Here is a 16,731-nt window from a genome sequence, read left to right as displayed (position 1 = left end):
CCTTATGCCAGACGCAGCGCTTCAAGGCGGCGCAGGTCGAAGTCGTTCAGTTCGTCGGTGTAGTCGCCGGTGATTGGCGCTGGCCACTCGCCAGTATCAAAGCCGGTCGCGATAGCGCGCATCGCCTTGCGGTACTCCAGCATGCCCAGCTCCAGCAGTTCGGTTGATGCCTCGATGATTGCGATCCAGTGGTAGTTCTCGTCTTTGTTGACGAAAATCCAGAAGAACTGGTCAAGCGCCGCCGTTTCGCAGTACATCGCTGCGCTCAGGTGGTAGTCGCGGTCGATGATTTCCCGGTGAAGCCGCGCGCGCAGGCCTTCCTGCTTCACGTTCCACATGCTGATGGTTTTCAGGTCGGCACCGACACGAACGCCGTCGAGGTCGATTTCCAGATCCGGGCGTACGCGGACTTCTAGACCGGTTTCGTCGTCAAAGCCGAAGTAGCTCACCTCGACAGCGCGGCTTGGGTGCGTAAGCAGCTTGCCAGCGGTCGGGTGCTGGAGCAGGGCCGTCTGAATGTTCAGTGCGGTGCTCAGCTGCTGGCGGGTAACCAGTACTTTCCCTTCCGGGTTTTCACGCCATGCGTCCAGCAGTTCGTCGGCGAACACGGCGCCCGGGTTAACAGACTTCACGGCCTGAATCAGATCGGCTTTCGTGCCGGAGACTTTCAGCGGCTGCGGTTTCTGTGCTTCCTGCGCGACCAGATCAGGGTTGATGATTGCCAGTTGCTCGAGCAGCGCGTCACGGCTTCCGCTGGTTTTTACCTGTGGCGGCAGGGTGGCGTTGTACTCTTTGATGCAGGCTTTCATCGCCGCGGCGGTTTGTTTCTGGTCCGCTTCAATACGCTGGAACTCGGCAGGCAGCGACATGTAGCTTTGCCCGGTTTCTTCCAGCGATGCGCCAAGCGGCACCTGCGGCGGCAGGGTGGCGTTGTGCTCTTCCAGCAACGCTTTGATGTCGTCGGCAGACAGCTGCGGCGGCAGGTTGGCGTTGTGCTCGTCGATAAAGGCGCGGATCGTTGCCGTTGTGGTGAATGCACCTTCCGGTATAACCGGTTCAACGCTGAATTCAGCATCCAGTTGTTCAGGTTGCAGCGCCAGTGCATGCACCAGGTTGCCCATATCCAATACCGGTGAGCGCTCTTTGACGATGGTCTTGGCGACGTGGCGGGCGTTGAAATACATCAGGGACACGCGGACATCTTTCACCTGCGTGGAGCTGATGCCGTTGGCGGCGTGGTAAACCTCATTCGGCAGACCTTCGTAACGGCCAGGCTCGAAGAAAGCAGGGTACTCAGCATCTGGTGCTGGTTGCGGTTCTTCTGTGGTTACGTCCGGCGCGGTGTCGTTCGCCAGGCTCGGTGCCGCGGCGGCCAGAATTTCCCCAGCGCTGGCTTCAGTTACGGAATCTGCCTGCGGATCATCTTCCACAGCACTTTTGCCTGCTGATACCGCATCGTTATCTTCGCCTTCGGCGCACTCAGTCTCTTCCATCGGCTCATCGCTGGTGGTTTCCTCGGTTTGTTTTTCTGGGGCGTTCATCAGGCCTTCAACGGAGAAGATGCCGCCGCCGACGTTGCCGATTTTTGGCTGTTCGGCTGCTGCTTTCTTTTCTGCCGCGACCTTCTCGTTAATCTCGTTTTCCCAGCTCTTTTCGGGTACGTGGCCAGCGGCCGCCATGGTTTCTTCGGTTGGGTGCTCGTGATCGGTTTCAGTCAGGTTCGCATTGATATAGGTCTGCAGACTGACGGGGAAGTGGTGGGCGTTCTCGGCAGCGCCGCGAATAAGAGCGAAAATTGCAGCGCGCGAATAATCAAGGATGCCAGCGCATTTACGCAGCGTCTCAGACCACTCTTTGAACGGACTCTGTTTCTTGCTGATAATCTCTTTTGCGCGGCGATAAACGCCACCAGGAATATCGTAGATGTTGAAATCCATTGTCAGTGTGGCCAGCGCAATATCAATGTCCAGAGTGTCCAGCGTGTGGATGAGTTCAGGATTGCGATCGGTCTTATTGCCGCCGCCAGCATTGGTTTTAACGTCGGTGCGCTGAATCTGCGCCACGCGGTTTCCCTTTTGCCACTCTTTCACCAGCAGGCCACGGTCGATGTATTCGGTGCTCACCCACGCTTTAACGAACTGAATAAAGTGGTTCAGCTCATGGCGTTGTATCTGTGGCAAGGCTTTTTGCACTGCGTCGGTCAGCTTCCACAGTGTCGGCATGTCGAATGCTTTTACTTCAGGGCAGTTTTCGACAGCCAGCAGCAGGTTCTGAGCGTAGGTGTTGTCCGTGTCCAGCTCCAGCGCTGAAAGCTCTTTACGGCGTGGGATGCTGATGTGGTAAACGTGGCCTTCCTCTGCGCACAGCTGCGCGAGGATCTGAATGCGGAAAGGCATTGTGACCAGTTGAAATGCTGCATTCTCATCTTCAGAGAATTCAACTTTGCGATCGCCGTTCTCTTCGGCCATCAGCTCCGTAGTCAGCGCGCTGTCGGCGACGCCTTCCTGGTGAAAGCTGTCCTGCGGTGCCGCGCCTTCTTTCAGTTGCCATGTGCGCTGGTCGTCGGCCAGTTCGTAACGTTCGCACCAGGTTAAATCAACGGTGCTTTCTTCCGGCAGGTCGTTAAATACCGGGAAGTCAGTGCGAACAGGCTTCATGTAGTCTTTGCCGCGGCCCGTTTCGATCCCCGCGTCTTCCAGTTCAACGTCGAGCTGCAGGTTGGCGCGCGCTTCGGATTTCGCACTGAACCAAATCACTGCGTCTTTCTTTCCAGACTTCTGAGTAGCCTTTACCACGTGGAAGAATTCCATGTGAGATCCTCTTTTTTGGGTGTTAGAATCCCCGGGCCATTGATGGCGCCCATTGGGTGTCTTTTTTGGTTTGGTATAAATTCCGGTGTAACTTTGGTCGGTGTCACCGGACGTACAGGCCCGCCTTGCGCGGGTTTTTACGTTATGACTCGTGGGCCATCTGGTCGTAAGAGGCACAACGTACACAGCAGTAATCGCGCTCTTCGCGCTTCAGCTGCGCGCCGTGGATCAGCGTCAGCGTGTTCTTCACTTCTTTGCCTTGCTCAATCGGCTTTCCACACAGGTGGTAAGCGCATTTCTTCTGGTTATGCATCCGGATCTCCTTTCTGTGCCAGCAGGTAGCAGAGACGGCGCAGGAGTGCCTCGAAGTAATTCAGTTTCACGGCCTGCTGCCGTGCTGGTTTACGTGCGTAATCAATCACCGTATGACTCCAGTTCGCCAGAGAGAACACCGCGTATTTTTTGAATCTCACTACGTGAAATATCGCGTTGTTGATGCATAAATCGTTTAACAAGAGATAGCGCTTCAAGAACCGCATCCTTGTCTTCGCAATCCAGGTTATCAACAGCGGAAACAACTGCTGAACGAACCAGTTCAAGATTCTCTAATCCAGACAAAAGCTCTGCTTCTAAGCTTGCGAACCCTGCGTATTTTGTGGCTAGTTTCAGTGCGTCCTTCATCTCACCCTCGATACCTTGTCTTTAGAACTCAGTGAACTTCGCTGGTGGCGCCGTGGCGCTGATCTTCACGGTTGAGCGTTTGAACTCTGCACTTCACCACCGCGAAGCCCACTGCCATGTTGCTCGTATCGCTGAGCTGCGGAACGTTGTTGAACCTTATGCGCGTTGTGTTTCGCGATGGAGTGATGATGTACTATAAGTTCATTAATGTAAAGTACCAAAAGTACATAATGATAATGTGGCAAGTTCATAAATACATAACAATATGAACTTTAAAGGGATTTATTTTTAACGCGGCGCTTGCTATGCTCACAAAAACATCACTGAGGGTATGGTTATGGTGACCTGCTCCCCGTTGATTAATACACCGCGATGTTAGTAATGTCTTCATAAGCCACATGAGGACATCCCCATGAAGAAGCGTTTTTCCGACGAACAGATCATCAGTATTCTCCGCGAAGCCGAAGCTGGGGTACCCGCCCGTGAACTCTGCCGCAAGCATGCCATTTCCGATGCCACGTTTTACATCTGGCGTAAGAAGTATGGCGGTATGGAGGTGCCTGAAGTTAAGCGCCTGAAGTCGCTTGAGGAAGAGAACGCCAGACTCAAGAAGCTGCTTGCCGAAGCCATGCTGGATAAAGAGGCGCTTCAGGTGGCTCTTGGGCGAAAGTACTGACGACAGACCAGAAGCGGGAAGCCGTGATGTTGATGTGTGATGCGACCGGTCTGTCGCAACGTCGTGCCTGCAGGCTTACAGGTTTATCCCTGTCGACCTGCCGCTATGAGGCTCACCGTCCGGCTGCTGATGCGCATTTATCAGGGCGCATCACTGAGCTGGCACTGGAGCGCAGGCGTTTTGGCTACCGTCGTATTTGGCAGTTGCTGCGCCGTGAAGGGCTTCATGTTAATCATAAGCGCGTGTACCGGCTTTATCACCTCAGTGGCCTGGGCGTAAAACGCAGAAGACGTCGTAAAGGGCTGGCAACAGAACGTCTGCCGCTGCTCCGTCCGGCGGCGCCCAATCTGACCTGGTCGATGGATTTCGTCATGGACGCACTTTCCACCGGTCGCAGGATCAAGTGTCTTACCTGCGTCGATGATTTCACAAAGGAATGCCTGACGGTCACTGTTGCCTTTGGGATTTCAGGCGTTCAGGTCACGCGTATTCTGGACAGCATTGCACTGTTTCGAGGCTATCCGGCGACGATAAGAACTGACCAGGGGCCGGAGTTCACTTGCCGTGCACTGGATCAATGGGCCTTTGAGCATGGTGTTGAGTTGCGCTTAATCCAGCCGGGCAAGCCAACGCAGAACGGATTTATTGAGAGCTTTAACGGACGATTTCGCGATGAATGTTTGAATGAGCACTGGTTCAGCGATATCGTTCATGCCAGGAAAATTATTAATGACTGGCGGCAGGATTATAACGAATGCCGCCCGCACTCCACGCTGAATTATCAGACACCGTCTGAATTTGCAGCGGGCTGGAGAAAGGGTCATTCTGAGAATGAAGATTCCGACGTTACTAACTGAGTGTTGTATCTAATCGTGGGGGCAGGTCAATGGGTTTAGGAATGGATATGTCACGAGATGAGCTACTGGAAGAGCGCGCAGCTTTCATCGCTGGCGAGATTGGCGGGGCGGTTGTTGAGTTGATTATCGCCGGGGTGGTAATAGAGCGTGATGCGATTGTCGAGCGACTGGAGACGAAGCGAAAAGCGGTGGGCAATATGATCCACAAAGGAGTGTTACGGGATGCGGCAGAGTTCGTGAGGAAAGGGCAGTAAAAACCCGGCGCGGTGGCCGGGATATTTTACTGGTTACTCAGTAAATTATAGGCGGTATAAACAGCGCCAATTATAGCGGGAATGGCTAGAATTATTGCTAACTTAGCTTCAGCTATTGATGTCTTTGTATTAGCTTCAGTTAGCTTCGCTGTTATCTCTACCTTGTCTGACAAAGATTTATTGACAGTATCAAAGCGCTTATCAATATCGTCGAAACGTTTGTCGATTGCATTAAATCGATCATCAATGCGCTCGAATTTAGTTTCGATGCGCACCATAGTTTCGTTCAGGCGTGACAGCGTCAACTCTATTGAGTCAACTTTCTTTTCCAGGCGATCTAAACGTTCTGTCATGCCACCACCTCCGCCACCACCATTGCCATACCCTAATGATGCATCATCATCTAGATAATTTCCAGATATAGCTTCTGGAGAACGTGCGCTGACAAGCGTGAGAACCTTCTTATTCACCTTGTTCTCCTGCAAGTGTCACATTAAAATAAATTTCTTTTGAATCAATAACATTTCCGTAATTGACTAACAGGTTTCTCAACTCGCAAGAGAATTTATAAATTCCTGAACTTGTAGCTTCGAAATAAAAGTTGGCAGAGAGGAATGAAGTCCTTTTTACTGGATCAATTTCATCTGACGGAATTGCTGACATTCCATGGCTAGAATTCGTTACTGAGTTTCCCTCTGGATCTTCTAATCCTATAGAAACAAGATAGTTTTCTTTCGGGTCTAGTTCTATGAATGAAACCCCAACGCTCATCGGGAGAATATTGTTGTCCCTTGTTTTAAAGTTTAAAACTGGATTAGTTGCTCCCTTTGGGCTGTACTTTGCCGGAAACATAAAGGCTATTTTTTCCGGTGGATTTTCAATGATCTTAGTGCCAGCGTCATCTGTCATACGTAATCCAAACCCTTGTGTTGTTACCCATGCTTCCTGTACGTCTGCGGCATGCTGCCAATCACCTTGCCGAAGACGAAGATTTTGTTCATCTCTTCCTTCTCAATCGGCTCCCACGGTCGATAGGTAGGGTTATCGGAGATGACCAGTAACTTGTCTTTCATCTTCTGCAGGCGCTTAACATGCGATGTATCGTCGTAGATAAAGGCGTAAATGCCATCGCCGTCAAAGTGCTGAACGCTGATATCGACGAAAAGCAGATCACCGGGTTCAATCGTGCCTGACATGCTGTCGCCGCGAACGTTGATGATGCGGATCTGCTCCTGTTTACGGCCGTTAAACATCTGGCGAGCATCTTCAACGGAGTATTCCACGGAGCGCAGTACCTCCACGAACTCACTATTAATGACTCCTGGCCCAGCACTAACAGAGAAATCGAGAACATCTATACGAAATGTTTCTGTCGATTTCTGCAAGCGCCCCTCCGAGATCCCATCAGCCTCGCTATCACCTAACAGGTAAGTTGAAGTTGTGCCAATGCTCGCAGCAAGCTCTTGCAGCTTCCCGCGCCTTGGAATTGATTCCCCGTTAAACCATTTGCTTACGGCCTTTGGTGTCAACTTCATCTTTTTGGCTATCTCAGCCTGACGACCATGAACCGGTAAACCAGCTTTATCGCAGGCCAGCGCTAGCCTATGGGAAAAGTCTTTTCGCGCTTTTTCTTCCTGAACCATAGGTTCAATCATAATATCTCTTGCGTGAACTATCAGTTCCAACATAATATGTACCTACAGTTCATATTGAGGATTAAAAAATGCAACCAACAAGCCTTGGCGAAATCATCAAGCTGATTCGCGTACCAGTGGTGGCCAAAGCATGCGAGCGAACTCCGCGAGCAATCTACAAATGGATCAATAGCGGCTGTTTGCCACGTACTGATTACACCGGCGAGACGGCTTATGCATCGAAAATTGCTGAGGCCTCGGGTGGTCGCTTTACCACCACCCAAATTCTTGAAATCAGCAAACCAAAAGTAGCCTGACCAGCACTTCAACCACGAAAGGGAAAGCACTATGCAATCACTTACGTATCACCAGAATACAACCTTTGACGATAAGCCTCTGATAAACCGTTATCAGCCAGCGCAAAGCGTATCACCAGAAAAAATCCGCGATGCCGTCCGCGCCTGGGCGACCTCAATCAATAACCAGGATGTAGTCGCCGGGCTGATCGTTGAGGAATGGGAGCGGCAGGGCGGCGGCGTGCTGGACTTCCCGGACGACCTGAGCCGCCGCCGGCAGAAGCTGTTTCGTTGGCTGGATGGCACTACTCTGGCGGCGCAGCGCAATATCGAGCTGCTGACCCCGGCGATCACCGCTGTTCTCCCTCTGGAGTTCCGGGGCCGCCTGGCGCCGCAGGATGACTTCATGGCGCGTTATGCGGCTATGGAGAAAGAAGTCAGCGAGGCAAAACAGGCGCTGATGCTTCGTGCGCCGCAGCACCAGATGGTGAAGGAGGTTCGTGAGGGGATCGAGAAGATGCTGGCCATGCTTCCGGCCGAGGCCATGGGGCAAGTTCTCAGCGGTCTGGCTGCGCTAGCGCCTGGTCTGCTGTGAGGGGCCTATGAATCACATCGAATTCATTGAGAAGAATGTTCGTGATGAGCTGATTAAACAGGGCTTTACTCCGGCGGTGGCGCAGGGGGGGGCATATCAGGCCGTGGACATGTACAAGCGCATGAGTCAGGCCAGCCGTAAGGGAAGGATTTTTGATGATGTTTTACGACACGCGAAGTTATGGGCAGAAAAGCAAATGCTGCCATCAGACAAGTTCGAGAAGAAACGCGTTAAGCGTAATCAGCCGCAGCCTGGGCTGTTCTGAAAGGGTGAAGACTGTTGTGCGCCAACACAGCCAGTCTTCGAGTGTAATTCCAGGCAGAAATTACGGGGCAAGTATGTCAAACACCGCTGAAATATTCAAATTTCCCACAAATGCCGAGAATGCAGGAGGTCTTATGGCCGACCTGTCCAACGGGTATACCCGAATCGCTAACGAGATTCAGAAGCTCAAACCACGTCTGCGTATGTCCGGGCGTGAGTGGCAGTGTCTGGAAGCTGTGATCTGGTTAACCTACGGATGGAATAAAAAACAGGACCGGGTTACAAACACAGTAATTGCCGGGCTTACTGGTCTTAGCGATTCACACGTTTCTGATGCAATTCGGTCGCTTTCTGAGCGTGGAATTATCTTCAGTCACAAGCAAGGCGTGATGAAGACCGTCGGTATAAATACTGAACTTTCTGCCTGGATTTTAGACAAATCGAAAACGGGAAAAGTCTTCCCGAAAACAGAAAAATCCTTCCCGAAATCGGGAAAAACCTTCCCGGAAACGGTAGACACCCAAGACTATAACAATAACAATATTAAAAGATCTTCGTCCGAGAATTCTGACGAATCCCCTGACGACCGCCTGAGTAAGTTTTTATCTGCTCATCCTGACGCCGTGATTTACACCCCCAACTTCACCAAGTGGGGAACAGCGGCAGACCAGCAATGCGCCGAATGGCTCGTTGTCCTGGTCGAGAAAGTTAAACCCTTCCCGAAGAAACCTATCATGGCCTCCTGGGCTAACGATGTGCGTCTGATGCGCGAGCTTGACGGTCACAGTCACCGTGAAATTTGCGAGCTGTTCCTGTGGGCCAGCAAGGACGCTTTCTGGCATACGAACATCCTCTCTCCGGCAAAGCTGCGTGCCAAATGGGACACGTTGAGCCTCCAGCGTAATGCTGGTGCCCGTTCCGCCACCGCCAGCCGCCAGGCTATCGACTTCAACAACACAGACTGGATTAACGGGGTGCTCGATGAAAACTCTCTCTGAGCAGATGGTCAACTTCGACCGCGAAAACTTTGTACGCGTGGCTCACGGCATGCCGGAGGTGCAGGACACCCTGCCGCCGCAGGCAGAGCAGACGGCGGAAATCTTCAACGCTCTGTTCAGTGAGCTGCGCGCAACGTTCCCCGCAAGTGTCCACAGCTTCAACGACCAGGACGCATTCAACGAACTGCGCCGCCAGTGGCTTCTTGCCTTCCGTGAAAACGGGATCACCACCATGGAGCAGGTAAACGCCGGTCTGCGCGTTGCACGGCGTCAGGAGCGCCCGTTCTTACCTTCGCCGGGGCAATTCATTGCCTGGTGTCGTGAAGGCCGTAGCGTGCTTGGTATTAGCTCTGCTGACGTCATGGCTGAGTACTGGAAGTGGCAGAAGCTGGTTTTCCGTTACACCAGCAGCGAGCAGTACCCGTGGAGTAAGCCGGTGATGTATCACATCTGCCTGGAACTGCGCCACCGGAGCACCGAGGGCCAGTTGAGCCGCCAGGAGCTGGAGCGCGAAGCCGTCGCCGTTCTGGATATGTGGGAGCGCCGGGTGCAGTCGGGCAAACCAGTGCCACCAATCCGCCGCGCGCTGGCCGCGCCGAAGGCGGCAACCGGGCCGACACCGGCTCAGATGCTGATGGCTCAGTACAAACGCAACAAAGACGCTGGGAGGGCGTGAGCATGACCGAATTCACGATAAAACATACCAACAAGGCGATCGCAATTATCGCTGAGTACCTCCAGCGCGCCAGCCGGAACGAGCAGCTTCAGGAAGCTAAAGTTCGACTCGACAAGAAAATCGTTCTGCTTTCCGAGGATGAGCAATGCGATCATAGCATGCTGATGGCTGCGTTTGTACCGGCCATGACCAGCCACACCCGGGAGAAGTTCTTCGAAGAAATCGCAGTAGCACTGAAAGGAGCCGCGCGATGACCAAGCCACGCTATCTCAAAGCGGGTACCGCGAACTGCCCCAAGTGCAAAGGCTCGCTGGAATGGGAGCAGCACTTCGGATTCATGAAGGTCTACAACGTTGACGGAAAAGAGCTGTATCAGGGCCGCTGCATGCAGTGTAAGACGTACTGGGGAGTGAAAACGAAATGAGCAACGATATCACAGCACTGATGCAGAAATTAAAAGAACGTGCAGAACTGGCTAAGCGCGTTGGAGCGAAAAATCCACGCTTCACTGCTGATGAAGTACTGGCGCTGGTAGAGGCGCTGGAGAAGGCGCAACACGAATCAGCGGTTAATTGGGAAGCTGCTGCATCGATGAACGTCGAAAATCAGGAGCTGAAGCAACGCATCGCCGAACTGGAGAATTATGCAGAGGCTGAGGCGGTCGGAGCAGACAAAGCTGCGGAAGATAGCGTGTATTGGATGAAGCGCTGTAAAGAGCTGGAGTCCCGCACTGTCACCGTTGAAATCCCCCTACCAGACTGTACGTATGCCGACCACAGCTACCCGGCGTATTCAAAGCACCAGGTGGTCAACATTCTGGCCGCCGCTGGCATCCAAGTTATCGAAGGAGAAGGACAGTGAAATGTGCTTCATGTGGTGGCTCTGTCGTATGGATGGGGCCATGGTCGAACCTGACTCATACCGAATGCCAGCAGTGTGGCGCGGTGAATAATCAGGTCGCTGAGGATTTTGAATCTGAAATTGAGGATGCGGACGATGATTAACCAGTTAACAGACTCAGCACCAGTAACCGACGAAGACCTGGAACACATGATTTTGGGTCTGGAGCGTGACGGAATTTACCCCAAGCTGCTGTCGTTGATGAGAGAGCTGCGGGAGCGGAGAAAGGCGAGTGGTGATCCAGCGTATTACGTGCTTTCCGATGATGACGGCATCGAGATAAATACGGTGGACGAGTTTAGTTGCGGGCGGCGTGGTGGGCAACCGCTCTACACCGCACCGCCAGCGCAGGTAGTGCCAAATGAAATGGCTATTTCTGATGATATGAATCTTTATCAGAAAAGTTTTGCGCAAGGCCATAACGCCTGCCGTGCCGCCATGTTGCAGGAAAGCCAAAAAGCTGCAGGAGTACCACAAAACTGCAGGAGCTGCGCAAAAGTGCAGGTGTTGCCGCCCGGCATGCAGACCGCGCCAACGCTGGATTCTTCACCGAAAAATGCCGAGTCGCCCAGCGGCATAATCGAGACAAAGGCGGTGAAGTAATGGATCCATTACTCGAGTACGCCTGCAAGCGTATCGCCGAGCTGGAAGGTCTGCTGCTGGTGGAGGTTCCTGAAACGGTATGGCCTGCCGAAGTCGGCATGGTCTTATCTCAGGTTGAAGTCGCCGGGGAACTCCCGGCGCATCACCAGCGCCGCCTGCAGCACCATATCAATCGCATGTGGCTGGAAAAAATGCCTGTACCGTCAATCATCGCCGCGGCCCGTTCGCTGGCCGCAGCCATGGAGAAATTCGCGTGAGAGATTCAGAAATCATTGTTGATAACTTTGCTGGCGGCGGCGGGGCGTCTACTGGCATTGAAATGGCTACCGGCCGCAGCGTGGATATTGCGATCAACCACGACCCCAACGCGATCGCGATGCACACCACCAACCACCCAAACACGCTGCACTATTGCGAGTCTGTTTATGCGGTACGTCCGAAAGTTGCGACCGCCGGCCGCCGCGTTGCGCTGGTATGGTCCTCGCCGGATTGCCGCCACTTCTCGAAAGCGAAGGGTGCCAAACCCGTTGAAAAAGCGATTCGTGGGCTGGCGTGGGTAACGTTGCGCTGGGGGCTTGATGCTGACCCGCGGGTGATGATGCTGGAGAACGTCGAAGAGTTCAAAACGTGGGGGCCGCTGCTGGCGGCAGAAATGCGGCCGGACCCGGCGCGCATCGGCGAAACATTCCAGGCCTTCGTTGGCATGCTGACAACCGGCATCCCGGCAAATCATCCGGCACTGCTGGAGTGCTGCGAATTTCTGGGGATCCCTCTCAACAGCGAAGATGCTGCGCGACTGGTGAAAGGCCTGGGTTATGTCGTTGAGTTCAGAGAGTTGCGCGCATGCGACTATGGCGCGCCGACTATCCGTAAACGGTTCTTCATGGTCATGCGCCGGGACGGGCAGCCGATTACTTGGCCTGAAGCAACACACGGCGATCCGAAGACAGAAGCGGTACTGACAGGAAAGCTGGCGCCGTGGCGCACCGCGGCAGAATGCATCGACTGGTCAATTCCGGCCCCGAGTATTTTCGACCGCAAAAAGTCTCTGGCTGTGAATACGCTGAAGCGGATCGCGCGCGGCATCCAGCGTTTTGTTATCGATAGCCCTACGCCGTTTATCGTGAAATGCAACCACACCAGCACGAAAACAAGTTACGACTGTTTCCGTGGGCAGGCTCTCGACGAGCCGCTGCAGACGATCACGAAAACGCACGGCTACGCGATCGCCGTACCGCACCTGACGAAGTTCCGCACCGGTGCGACCGGGCAGCCAGTTACCGAACCGGTCCCGACGGTTACCGCTGGCACGTCGGCGCGCCCGGGCGGTAATGGGCATGCTCTCGGGGTGGTGGAAGCTGCGTTGACGCCGTTCCTCGCGGGCAATGGCGGCAGCGAGTACCAGGCGAAGCCGCGACCGCTGACGAAACCTGCGCACACAATCCTGAAAGAATCCCGCGCATGTGTCGTTGCTCCGGTTATCGCCCGGCAGTTCGGTGCCAGCATTGGGCACCGGGCCGACGAGCCGAGCGCGACTATCACGGCGGGCGGCGGCGGTAAATCGCAGCTGGTGACGTCGACGCTGATTCAGATGGGATATGGCGAACGCCCCGGGCAGGAACCGCGTGTTCTGCAACTGGACAACCCGCTGGGCACCGTTACCGCCGGCGGCAATAAGTTCGCGACGGTGAGCGCGTTTCTGGCGAAGCACTACGGCGGGAACTACTCCGGCCCGGGCGTCAGCCTGGACGAACCTGCGCATTCTGTCACCACCGTTGATCACCATGCTATCGTCGCCTCACACCTGGTGAAGCTGCGCGGCACCTGCCGGGACGGGCAGCGCACGGACGAACCTATGCCAACGGTCACCGCTGGTGGCCAGCACGTAGGGGAGGTGAAAACCACGCTGGCAGCTGACGGATATGACGAGCACCGCGCGCAGCAGACGCTGGCTTTCCTGCGGAAATACTGCGGCGAGGATTGCGACGGGCTGGTTACCGTGGACGGGATCACTTACCGGATTGTTGATATTGGTATGCGCATGCTTCAGCCGCATGAGTTGTACCGGGCGCAGGGCTTCCCGGAGTGGTACATCATTGACCAGGACTACACGGGCAAGAAGTACGCGAAGGACAAGCAAGTTGCCAGGTGTGGCAATGCTGTGCCGCCGCCGTTTGCTGAGGCGCTGGTGAGGGCTAATCTGCCAGAGATGTGTCACAGAAAATCCATCGCAGCCTGAACTATAATCCCCTCAAATCACGAGGGGATTTTTCTATGTCCGAATACGATGAAATGTCTGAAAAAGTCTATGACGAAGCGTGTCGCATAGTCGGGCAGTGTTGCCTGGCACTGGCAGAGAATGGGGCTGATACCAATCGAGATCGTCTTGTTCATCAGCTAAAACGCCTCCACTGGCTGTACATGCAGGAAACCAATGAATCAAATCTGTCGATACTGCTTGCCATTGAGCAGCTAGCCACGAGCGAGGACTGGAAGAAGCCCTACATGGGTGGCTGACGCAGGCAACCTGCCTCGGCGTTTTTTTATGCTGGGCATCAAAATGAGGTCGGACAAAGCAACTGTTAACAAGACACGGTGTAGAAATTGGTGGGAGTATGTACTTATCCAATTTGAGGTGACCGACAAAATGACGATCGTATTTATCCCTCCACTGATAACCCTTCTGGTAGCAAAAGAGAACGAGGTGAGCAGGCCACTCACTCAGCAGGAAGTCGAACAGATTCGTGGATTGGCCCCTATATTTCCATACACTTTTTATCACTTAACCCATTACTGGTTCGCCGCCGCAGATATTCCCGTGGCGAACGATACCCCAGTGCACTATGCGGATGCCATTCGTTGTAATGTTCGAAGGCCTCCGCAAGGTTCTTTACCGCTGTTAACCCGTCGGGTTTCGGCATGATGCTGATGTAATCGCGCTTCATCGTTTTCACGAAGCTCTCTGCCATCCCGTTGCTTTCCGGGCTACGTACCGCCGTATGTTTAGGCTCCAGTCCTACCATTCTGGCGAACTGACGCGTCTGATAAGAACGGTAGGCTGAACCGTTGTCTGTCAGCCACTCAACTGGGGATGTCGGCAGGCTGTTACCGAAACGACGCTCCACGGCACCCAGCATGACGTCCTGCACGGTTTCACTGTCATATCCACCGTTACTGGCCGCCCAGTAAAGTGCCTCGCGATCGCAACAGTCCAGAGCGAACGTGACCCGCAGTTTTTCACCGTTATCACAGCTGAACTCGAAGCCGTCAGAGCACCACCGCTGGTTACTTTCTCCAACGGCCACTTTCCCTGTATGCGCCCGCTTCGATGGCGGTATTTCCGGTTTACGCTCAAGCAGCAGCGCATTCTGACGCATGATGCGGTATACGCGTTTGGCATTGATCACCGCCATGTCGTCAGTTTCTGATTGTCTGCGCAGCAGTGCCCATACCCGACGATAACCATAGGTGGGCAGATCGCCGATAACGGTATGGATACGGGCCAGCGCGTCAGTATCATCAGGCTTGCGCTTGCACCGACGATCCTGCCAGTCCTTTGACCGACGGGCCATGGCATGCAGTTGCGCACGTGAGACCCGGAGGCAACGACTGACAAGGCTTATTCGCCATCCTCCGGCAACAAGGGCACGTGCGCTATCCACTTTTTTTGTCGGCCATATTCAACGGCTTCTTTTAGCAGCTCGTTTTCCATGGTTTTCTTGCCCAACAGGCGTTGCAGCTCTTTAATTTGCTTCATCGCAGATGCCAGCTCCGACGCGGGCACAACCTGTTCTCCTGCGGCAACGGCTGTAAGGCTGCCTTCCTGATACTGCTTACGCCACAGGAACAGCTGACTGGCAGCAACGCCATGCTGACGGGCGACCAGCGACACGGTCATTCCGGGCTCAAAACTCTGCTGAACAATGGCGATTTTTTCCTGAACACTTCGCCGTCTGCGCTTCTCTGGACCTAAAACATCAATCATTCGGACTCCAACGACTAGTCTAAAAACTAGTATTAAGACTATCACTAACTTAAGTGATACCAACTGTCTGGAGATTCAGGGGGCCAGTCTAACGGGTGCATAAATATACCCCGTATGGATAAATATCAACCTTATGTATTAGCGTGGTTGCATCCATTTTGTGCATTACTTTATCGATGATGAATGGTTACGCTGCTCAACCATTCTGCCTCCAGGCCGGCTTTCGGCAGCGGTATCCTTAACCGCTATTCATCTATTTGCCTCAGCGCGTGTATGGGTAAATTGTTGGGTAGAGAAAACGATTCCAACAAGGAAACTACGGTAATAAGCCCGGCGTAATGGGGTTCTCAGGGTTAAGTCCATAGTTATGGCGATGTTATTTCAAGCCGATGCTGTTTAATTTACAGATAACAATACCCGGCAGTGCGCTACACAATTTGTCGGCGATCACATTTTTTCAGGCAAACTCATTAATCTTTTCAACTATTAACCTGTCGAGCTAATTTGTGGGCGCACGGTGTGCGGTACATTGACGTCTGACTGAACGGGATGCGGTTAAATATTTCAGATTTATGATGCAGTTACCTCTATGTCGGTTATAAATAGGCAGCAATAAACCTCTGCAGCCGTTTAATTTCGGTTTTACCGACCTTTTTCATCCCTCTCTGGCGTTGCTGGTGCGAAGTAAGGGGGAAATGGTATGGATGACGCAGGAAGCCTGGGGATAAAATATGTTACACTGCGCTCCGTTTAAAAAACGCATCGATTAGGATTTCTCAGCCAATGGCACAACTTTATTTCTACTACTCAGCAATGAATGCCGGGAAGTCGACCGCCCTGTTGCAGTCGTCGTACAACTATCAGGAGCGCGGCATGCGCACCGTGGTTTATACCGCGGAAATAGACGACCGCTTTGGTGCCGGTAAAGTCAGCTCGCGAATTGGCCTTTCTTCGCCAGCGAAGCTGTTTAACCAGAGTAGCGACCTGTTTGACGAAATTCGTGCGGAGAACGCCCGTGAGCAGGTTAACTGCGTGCTGGTGGATGAATGCCAGTTCCTGACCCGAGAGCAGGTCTATGCGCTTTCTGACGTGGTAGATAACCTCGATATCCCCGTATTGTGCTACGGGCTGAGAACGGACTTTCGCGGCGAACTGTTTATCGGCAGCCAATATTTGCTGGCGCTCTCCGACAAACTGGTGGAATTAAAAACCATCTGCTTCTGCGGGCGGAAGGCCAGTATGGTGCTGCGTCTCGATCAGGAAGGGCGTCCTTACAATGAAGGTGAGCAGGTGGTGATTGGCGGTAATGAGCGCTATGTCTCCGTTTGTCGAAAACATTACAAAGAAGCGCTGGAAACAGGCTCTCTGGCCGTTATTCAGGATAAGCATCGTCTAGCCCATCGTTCCTGCTAAACGCCTTCAGACGCGTTTCTACCCCCTGTCATCGCCGGGGAGTAGAAGCGCGTTTTTTATTGCTGATTTCACGGTAATAAAAAAAGCCC

General features: G+C 53.4%; 23 protein-coding genes. 16 read left to right on the top strand and 7 right to left on the bottom strand.

What is annotated here, in order from left to right; genetic code table 11:
• Positions 1–2 precede the first annotated feature (2 nt).
• The 3 genes from H7R76_RS12435 to H7R76_RS12425 all read right to left on the bottom strand — a co-directional run bounded on the left by H7R76_RS12435 (position 3) and on the right by H7R76_RS12425 (position 3,491).
• On the bottom strand, positions 3–2,810 hold the full coding sequence (locus H7R76_RS12435) for a RecE family exodeoxyribonuclease (protein WP_182965359.1): 2,808 nt from the start codon (positions 2,808–2,810) through the stop codon (positions 3–5).
• A gap of 142 nt (positions 2,811–2,952) precedes the next feature.
• Positions 2,953–3,123 (bottom strand): YdaE family protein, encoded by a 171-nt coding sequence (locus H7R76_RS12430; RefSeq protein ID WP_182965358.1) that lies wholly within the window; start codon positions 3,121–3,123, stop codon positions 2,953–2,955.
• A gap of 101 nt (positions 3,124–3,224) precedes the next feature.
• A complete protein-coding gene (locus H7R76_RS12425) occupies positions 3,225–3,491 on the bottom strand; it encodes a hypothetical protein (protein ID WP_182965357.1) in 267 nt (88 codons plus the stop codon).
• A gap of 412 nt (positions 3,492–3,903) precedes the next feature.
• Here H7R76_RS12425 and H7R76_RS12420 point away from each other — a divergent pair.
• Positions 3,904–5,024, top strand: a protein-coding gene (locus H7R76_RS12420; RefSeq protein WP_096147877.1) for an IS3-like element ISSen4 family transposase whose coding sequence is annotated in 2 segments (ribosomal slippage) — positions 3,904–4,162 and positions 4,162–5,024 — 1,122 coding nt in all. Because the reading frame shifts where the segments join, the coding sequence is not laid out codon by codon here.
• A gap of 47 nt (positions 5,025–5,071) precedes the next feature.
• Entirely contained in the window at positions 5,072–5,278 is a 207-nt protein-coding gene (locus H7R76_RS12415) for a hypothetical protein (protein ID WP_182967975.1), read from the top strand.
• Between the two features lie 26 nt (positions 5,279–5,304).
• On the opposite strand, the gene H7R76_RS12410 is transcribed toward H7R76_RS12415, so the two are convergent.
• From H7R76_RS12410 to H7R76_RS25270, 3 genes are read right to left on the bottom strand one after another with little or no spacing between them, the layout of a single operon-like run.
• Complete coding sequence (locus tag H7R76_RS12410; protein WP_227673901.1) at positions 5,305–5,748, bottom strand: hypothetical protein; 444 nt, start codon at positions 5,746–5,748, stop codon at positions 5,305–5,307.
• Positions 5,741–6,187 (bottom strand): hypothetical protein, encoded by a 447-nt coding sequence (locus H7R76_RS12405; protein WP_182965356.1) that lies wholly within the window; start codon positions 6,185–6,187, stop codon positions 5,741–5,743. Before H7R76_RS12405 ends, H7R76_RS12410 begins: the two co-directional genes overlap by 8 nt.
• Before the next feature lie 23 nt (positions 6,188–6,210).
• The gene (locus tag H7R76_RS25270; RefSeq protein ID WP_182965355.1) at positions 6,211–6,933 is read right to left on the bottom strand and encodes an XRE family transcriptional regulator; all 723 of its coding nucleotides are present in this window, start codon (positions 6,931–6,933) and stop codon (positions 6,211–6,213) included.
• A gap of 68 nt (positions 6,934–7,001) precedes the next feature.
• Between H7R76_RS25270 and H7R76_RS12395 the strand changes: the two genes are divergently transcribed.
• From H7R76_RS12395 to H7R76_RS12335, 13 genes are all read left to right on the top strand, one after another.
• Positions 7,002–7,229 carry a hypothetical protein gene (locus H7R76_RS12395; RefSeq protein WP_019076923.1) on the top strand — a complete coding sequence of 76 codons (228 nt, stop codon included), beginning with the start codon at positions 7,002–7,004 and terminating at the stop codon, positions 7,227–7,229.
• Between the two features lie 31 nt (positions 7,230–7,260).
• Positions 7,261–7,803 (top strand): toxin YdaT domain-containing protein, encoded by a 543-nt coding sequence (locus tag H7R76_RS12390; RefSeq protein WP_182965354.1) that lies wholly within the window; start codon positions 7,261–7,263, stop codon positions 7,801–7,803.
• Positions 7,804–7,810: 7 nt separating this feature from the next.
• The gene (locus tag H7R76_RS12385; RefSeq protein WP_182968075.1) at positions 7,811–8,068 is read left to right on the top strand and encodes a hypothetical protein; all 258 of its coding nucleotides are present in this window, start codon (positions 7,811–7,813) and stop codon (positions 8,066–8,068) included.
• Between the two features lie 73 nt (positions 8,069–8,141).
• Positions 8,142–9,065: a phage replication protein O gene (locus H7R76_RS12380; RefSeq protein ID WP_182965353.1), complete on the top strand. Its 924-nt coding sequence runs from the start codon at positions 8,142–8,144 to the stop codon at positions 9,063–9,065.
• Positions 9,049–9,741 carry a replication protein P gene (locus H7R76_RS12375; protein WP_182965351.1) on the top strand — a complete coding sequence of 231 codons (693 nt, stop codon included), beginning with the start codon at positions 9,049–9,051 and terminating at the stop codon, positions 9,739–9,741. Before H7R76_RS12380 ends, H7R76_RS12375 begins: the two co-directional genes overlap by 17 nt.
• A gap of 2 nt (positions 9,742–9,743) precedes the next feature.
• Positions 9,744–9,995 (top strand): hypothetical protein, encoded by a 252-nt coding sequence (locus H7R76_RS12370; protein WP_182965349.1) that lies wholly within the window; start codon positions 9,744–9,746, stop codon positions 9,993–9,995.
• Positions 9,992–10,165, top strand: a complete 174-nt coding sequence (locus tag H7R76_RS12365; protein ID WP_157093533.1) for a hypothetical protein — start codon at positions 9,992–9,994, stop codon at positions 10,163–10,165. The genes H7R76_RS12370 and H7R76_RS12365 overlap by 4 nt, the downstream gene beginning before the upstream one ends.
• The gene (locus H7R76_RS12360) at positions 10,162–10,602 is read left to right on the top strand and encodes a hypothetical protein (protein ID WP_182965347.1); all 441 of its coding nucleotides are present in this window, start codon (positions 10,162–10,164) and stop codon (positions 10,600–10,602) included. The genes H7R76_RS12365 and H7R76_RS12360 overlap by 4 nt, the downstream gene beginning before the upstream one ends.
• Positions 10,599–10,745, top strand: a complete 147-nt coding sequence (locus H7R76_RS12355) for a hypothetical protein (protein ID WP_182965345.1) — start codon at positions 10,599–10,601, stop codon at positions 10,743–10,745. The genes H7R76_RS12360 and H7R76_RS12355 overlap by 4 nt, the downstream gene beginning before the upstream one ends.
• Entirely contained in the window at positions 10,738–11,244 is a 507-nt protein-coding gene (locus tag H7R76_RS24875; protein ID WP_227673900.1) for a hypothetical protein, read from the top strand. The genes H7R76_RS12355 and H7R76_RS24875 overlap by 8 nt, the downstream gene beginning before the upstream one ends.
• On the top strand, positions 11,244–11,501 hold the full coding sequence (locus H7R76_RS12345) for a hypothetical protein (protein ID WP_182965343.1): 258 nt from the start codon (positions 11,244–11,246) through the stop codon (positions 11,499–11,501). Before H7R76_RS24875 ends, H7R76_RS12345 begins: the two co-directional genes overlap by 1 nt.
• Positions 11,498–13,483 carry a DNA cytosine methyltransferase gene (locus H7R76_RS12340; protein WP_182965340.1) on the top strand — a complete coding sequence of 662 codons (1,986 nt, stop codon included), beginning with the start codon at positions 11,498–11,500 and terminating at the stop codon, positions 13,481–13,483. Before H7R76_RS12345 ends, H7R76_RS12340 begins: the two co-directional genes overlap by 4 nt.
• A gap of 35 nt (positions 13,484–13,518) precedes the next feature.
• The gene (locus H7R76_RS12335; RefSeq protein WP_182965338.1) at positions 13,519–13,761 is read left to right on the top strand and encodes a DUF2767 family protein; all 243 of its coding nucleotides are present in this window, start codon (positions 13,519–13,521) and stop codon (positions 13,759–13,761) included.
• Between the two features lie 239 nt (positions 13,762–14,000).
• On the opposite strand, the gene H7R76_RS12330 is transcribed toward H7R76_RS12335, so the two are convergent.
• Positions 14,001–15,229 (bottom strand): IS3-like element ISEc27 family transposase gene (locus H7R76_RS12330; RefSeq protein ID WP_148116659.1). Its coding sequence is split into 2 segments (ribosomal slippage): positions 14,001–14,914 and positions 14,914–15,229, totalling 1,230 coding nucleotides; the frame shifts between segments, so codons are not numbered across the junction.
• A 783-nt stretch (positions 15,230–16,012) separates the two neighbouring features.
• Here H7R76_RS12330 and tdk point away from each other — a divergent pair.
• Positions 16,013–16,642, top strand: coding sequence for a thymidine kinase (gene tdk, locus H7R76_RS12325; protein WP_106930791.1), 630 nt, complete (start codon positions 16,013–16,015; stop codon positions 16,640–16,642).
• Positions 16,643–16,731 lie beyond the last annotated feature (89 nt).

Source organism: Klebsiella sp. WP8-S18-ESBL-06, from assembly GCF_014169755.1.
GTDB lineage: Bacteria > Pseudomonadota > Gammaproteobacteria > Enterobacterales > Enterobacteriaceae > Kluyvera > Kluyvera ascorbata_B.
The sequence above is the reverse complement of the archived record's forward strand: the minus strand, read 5'-3'. Positions and strand labels throughout refer to the sequence as shown.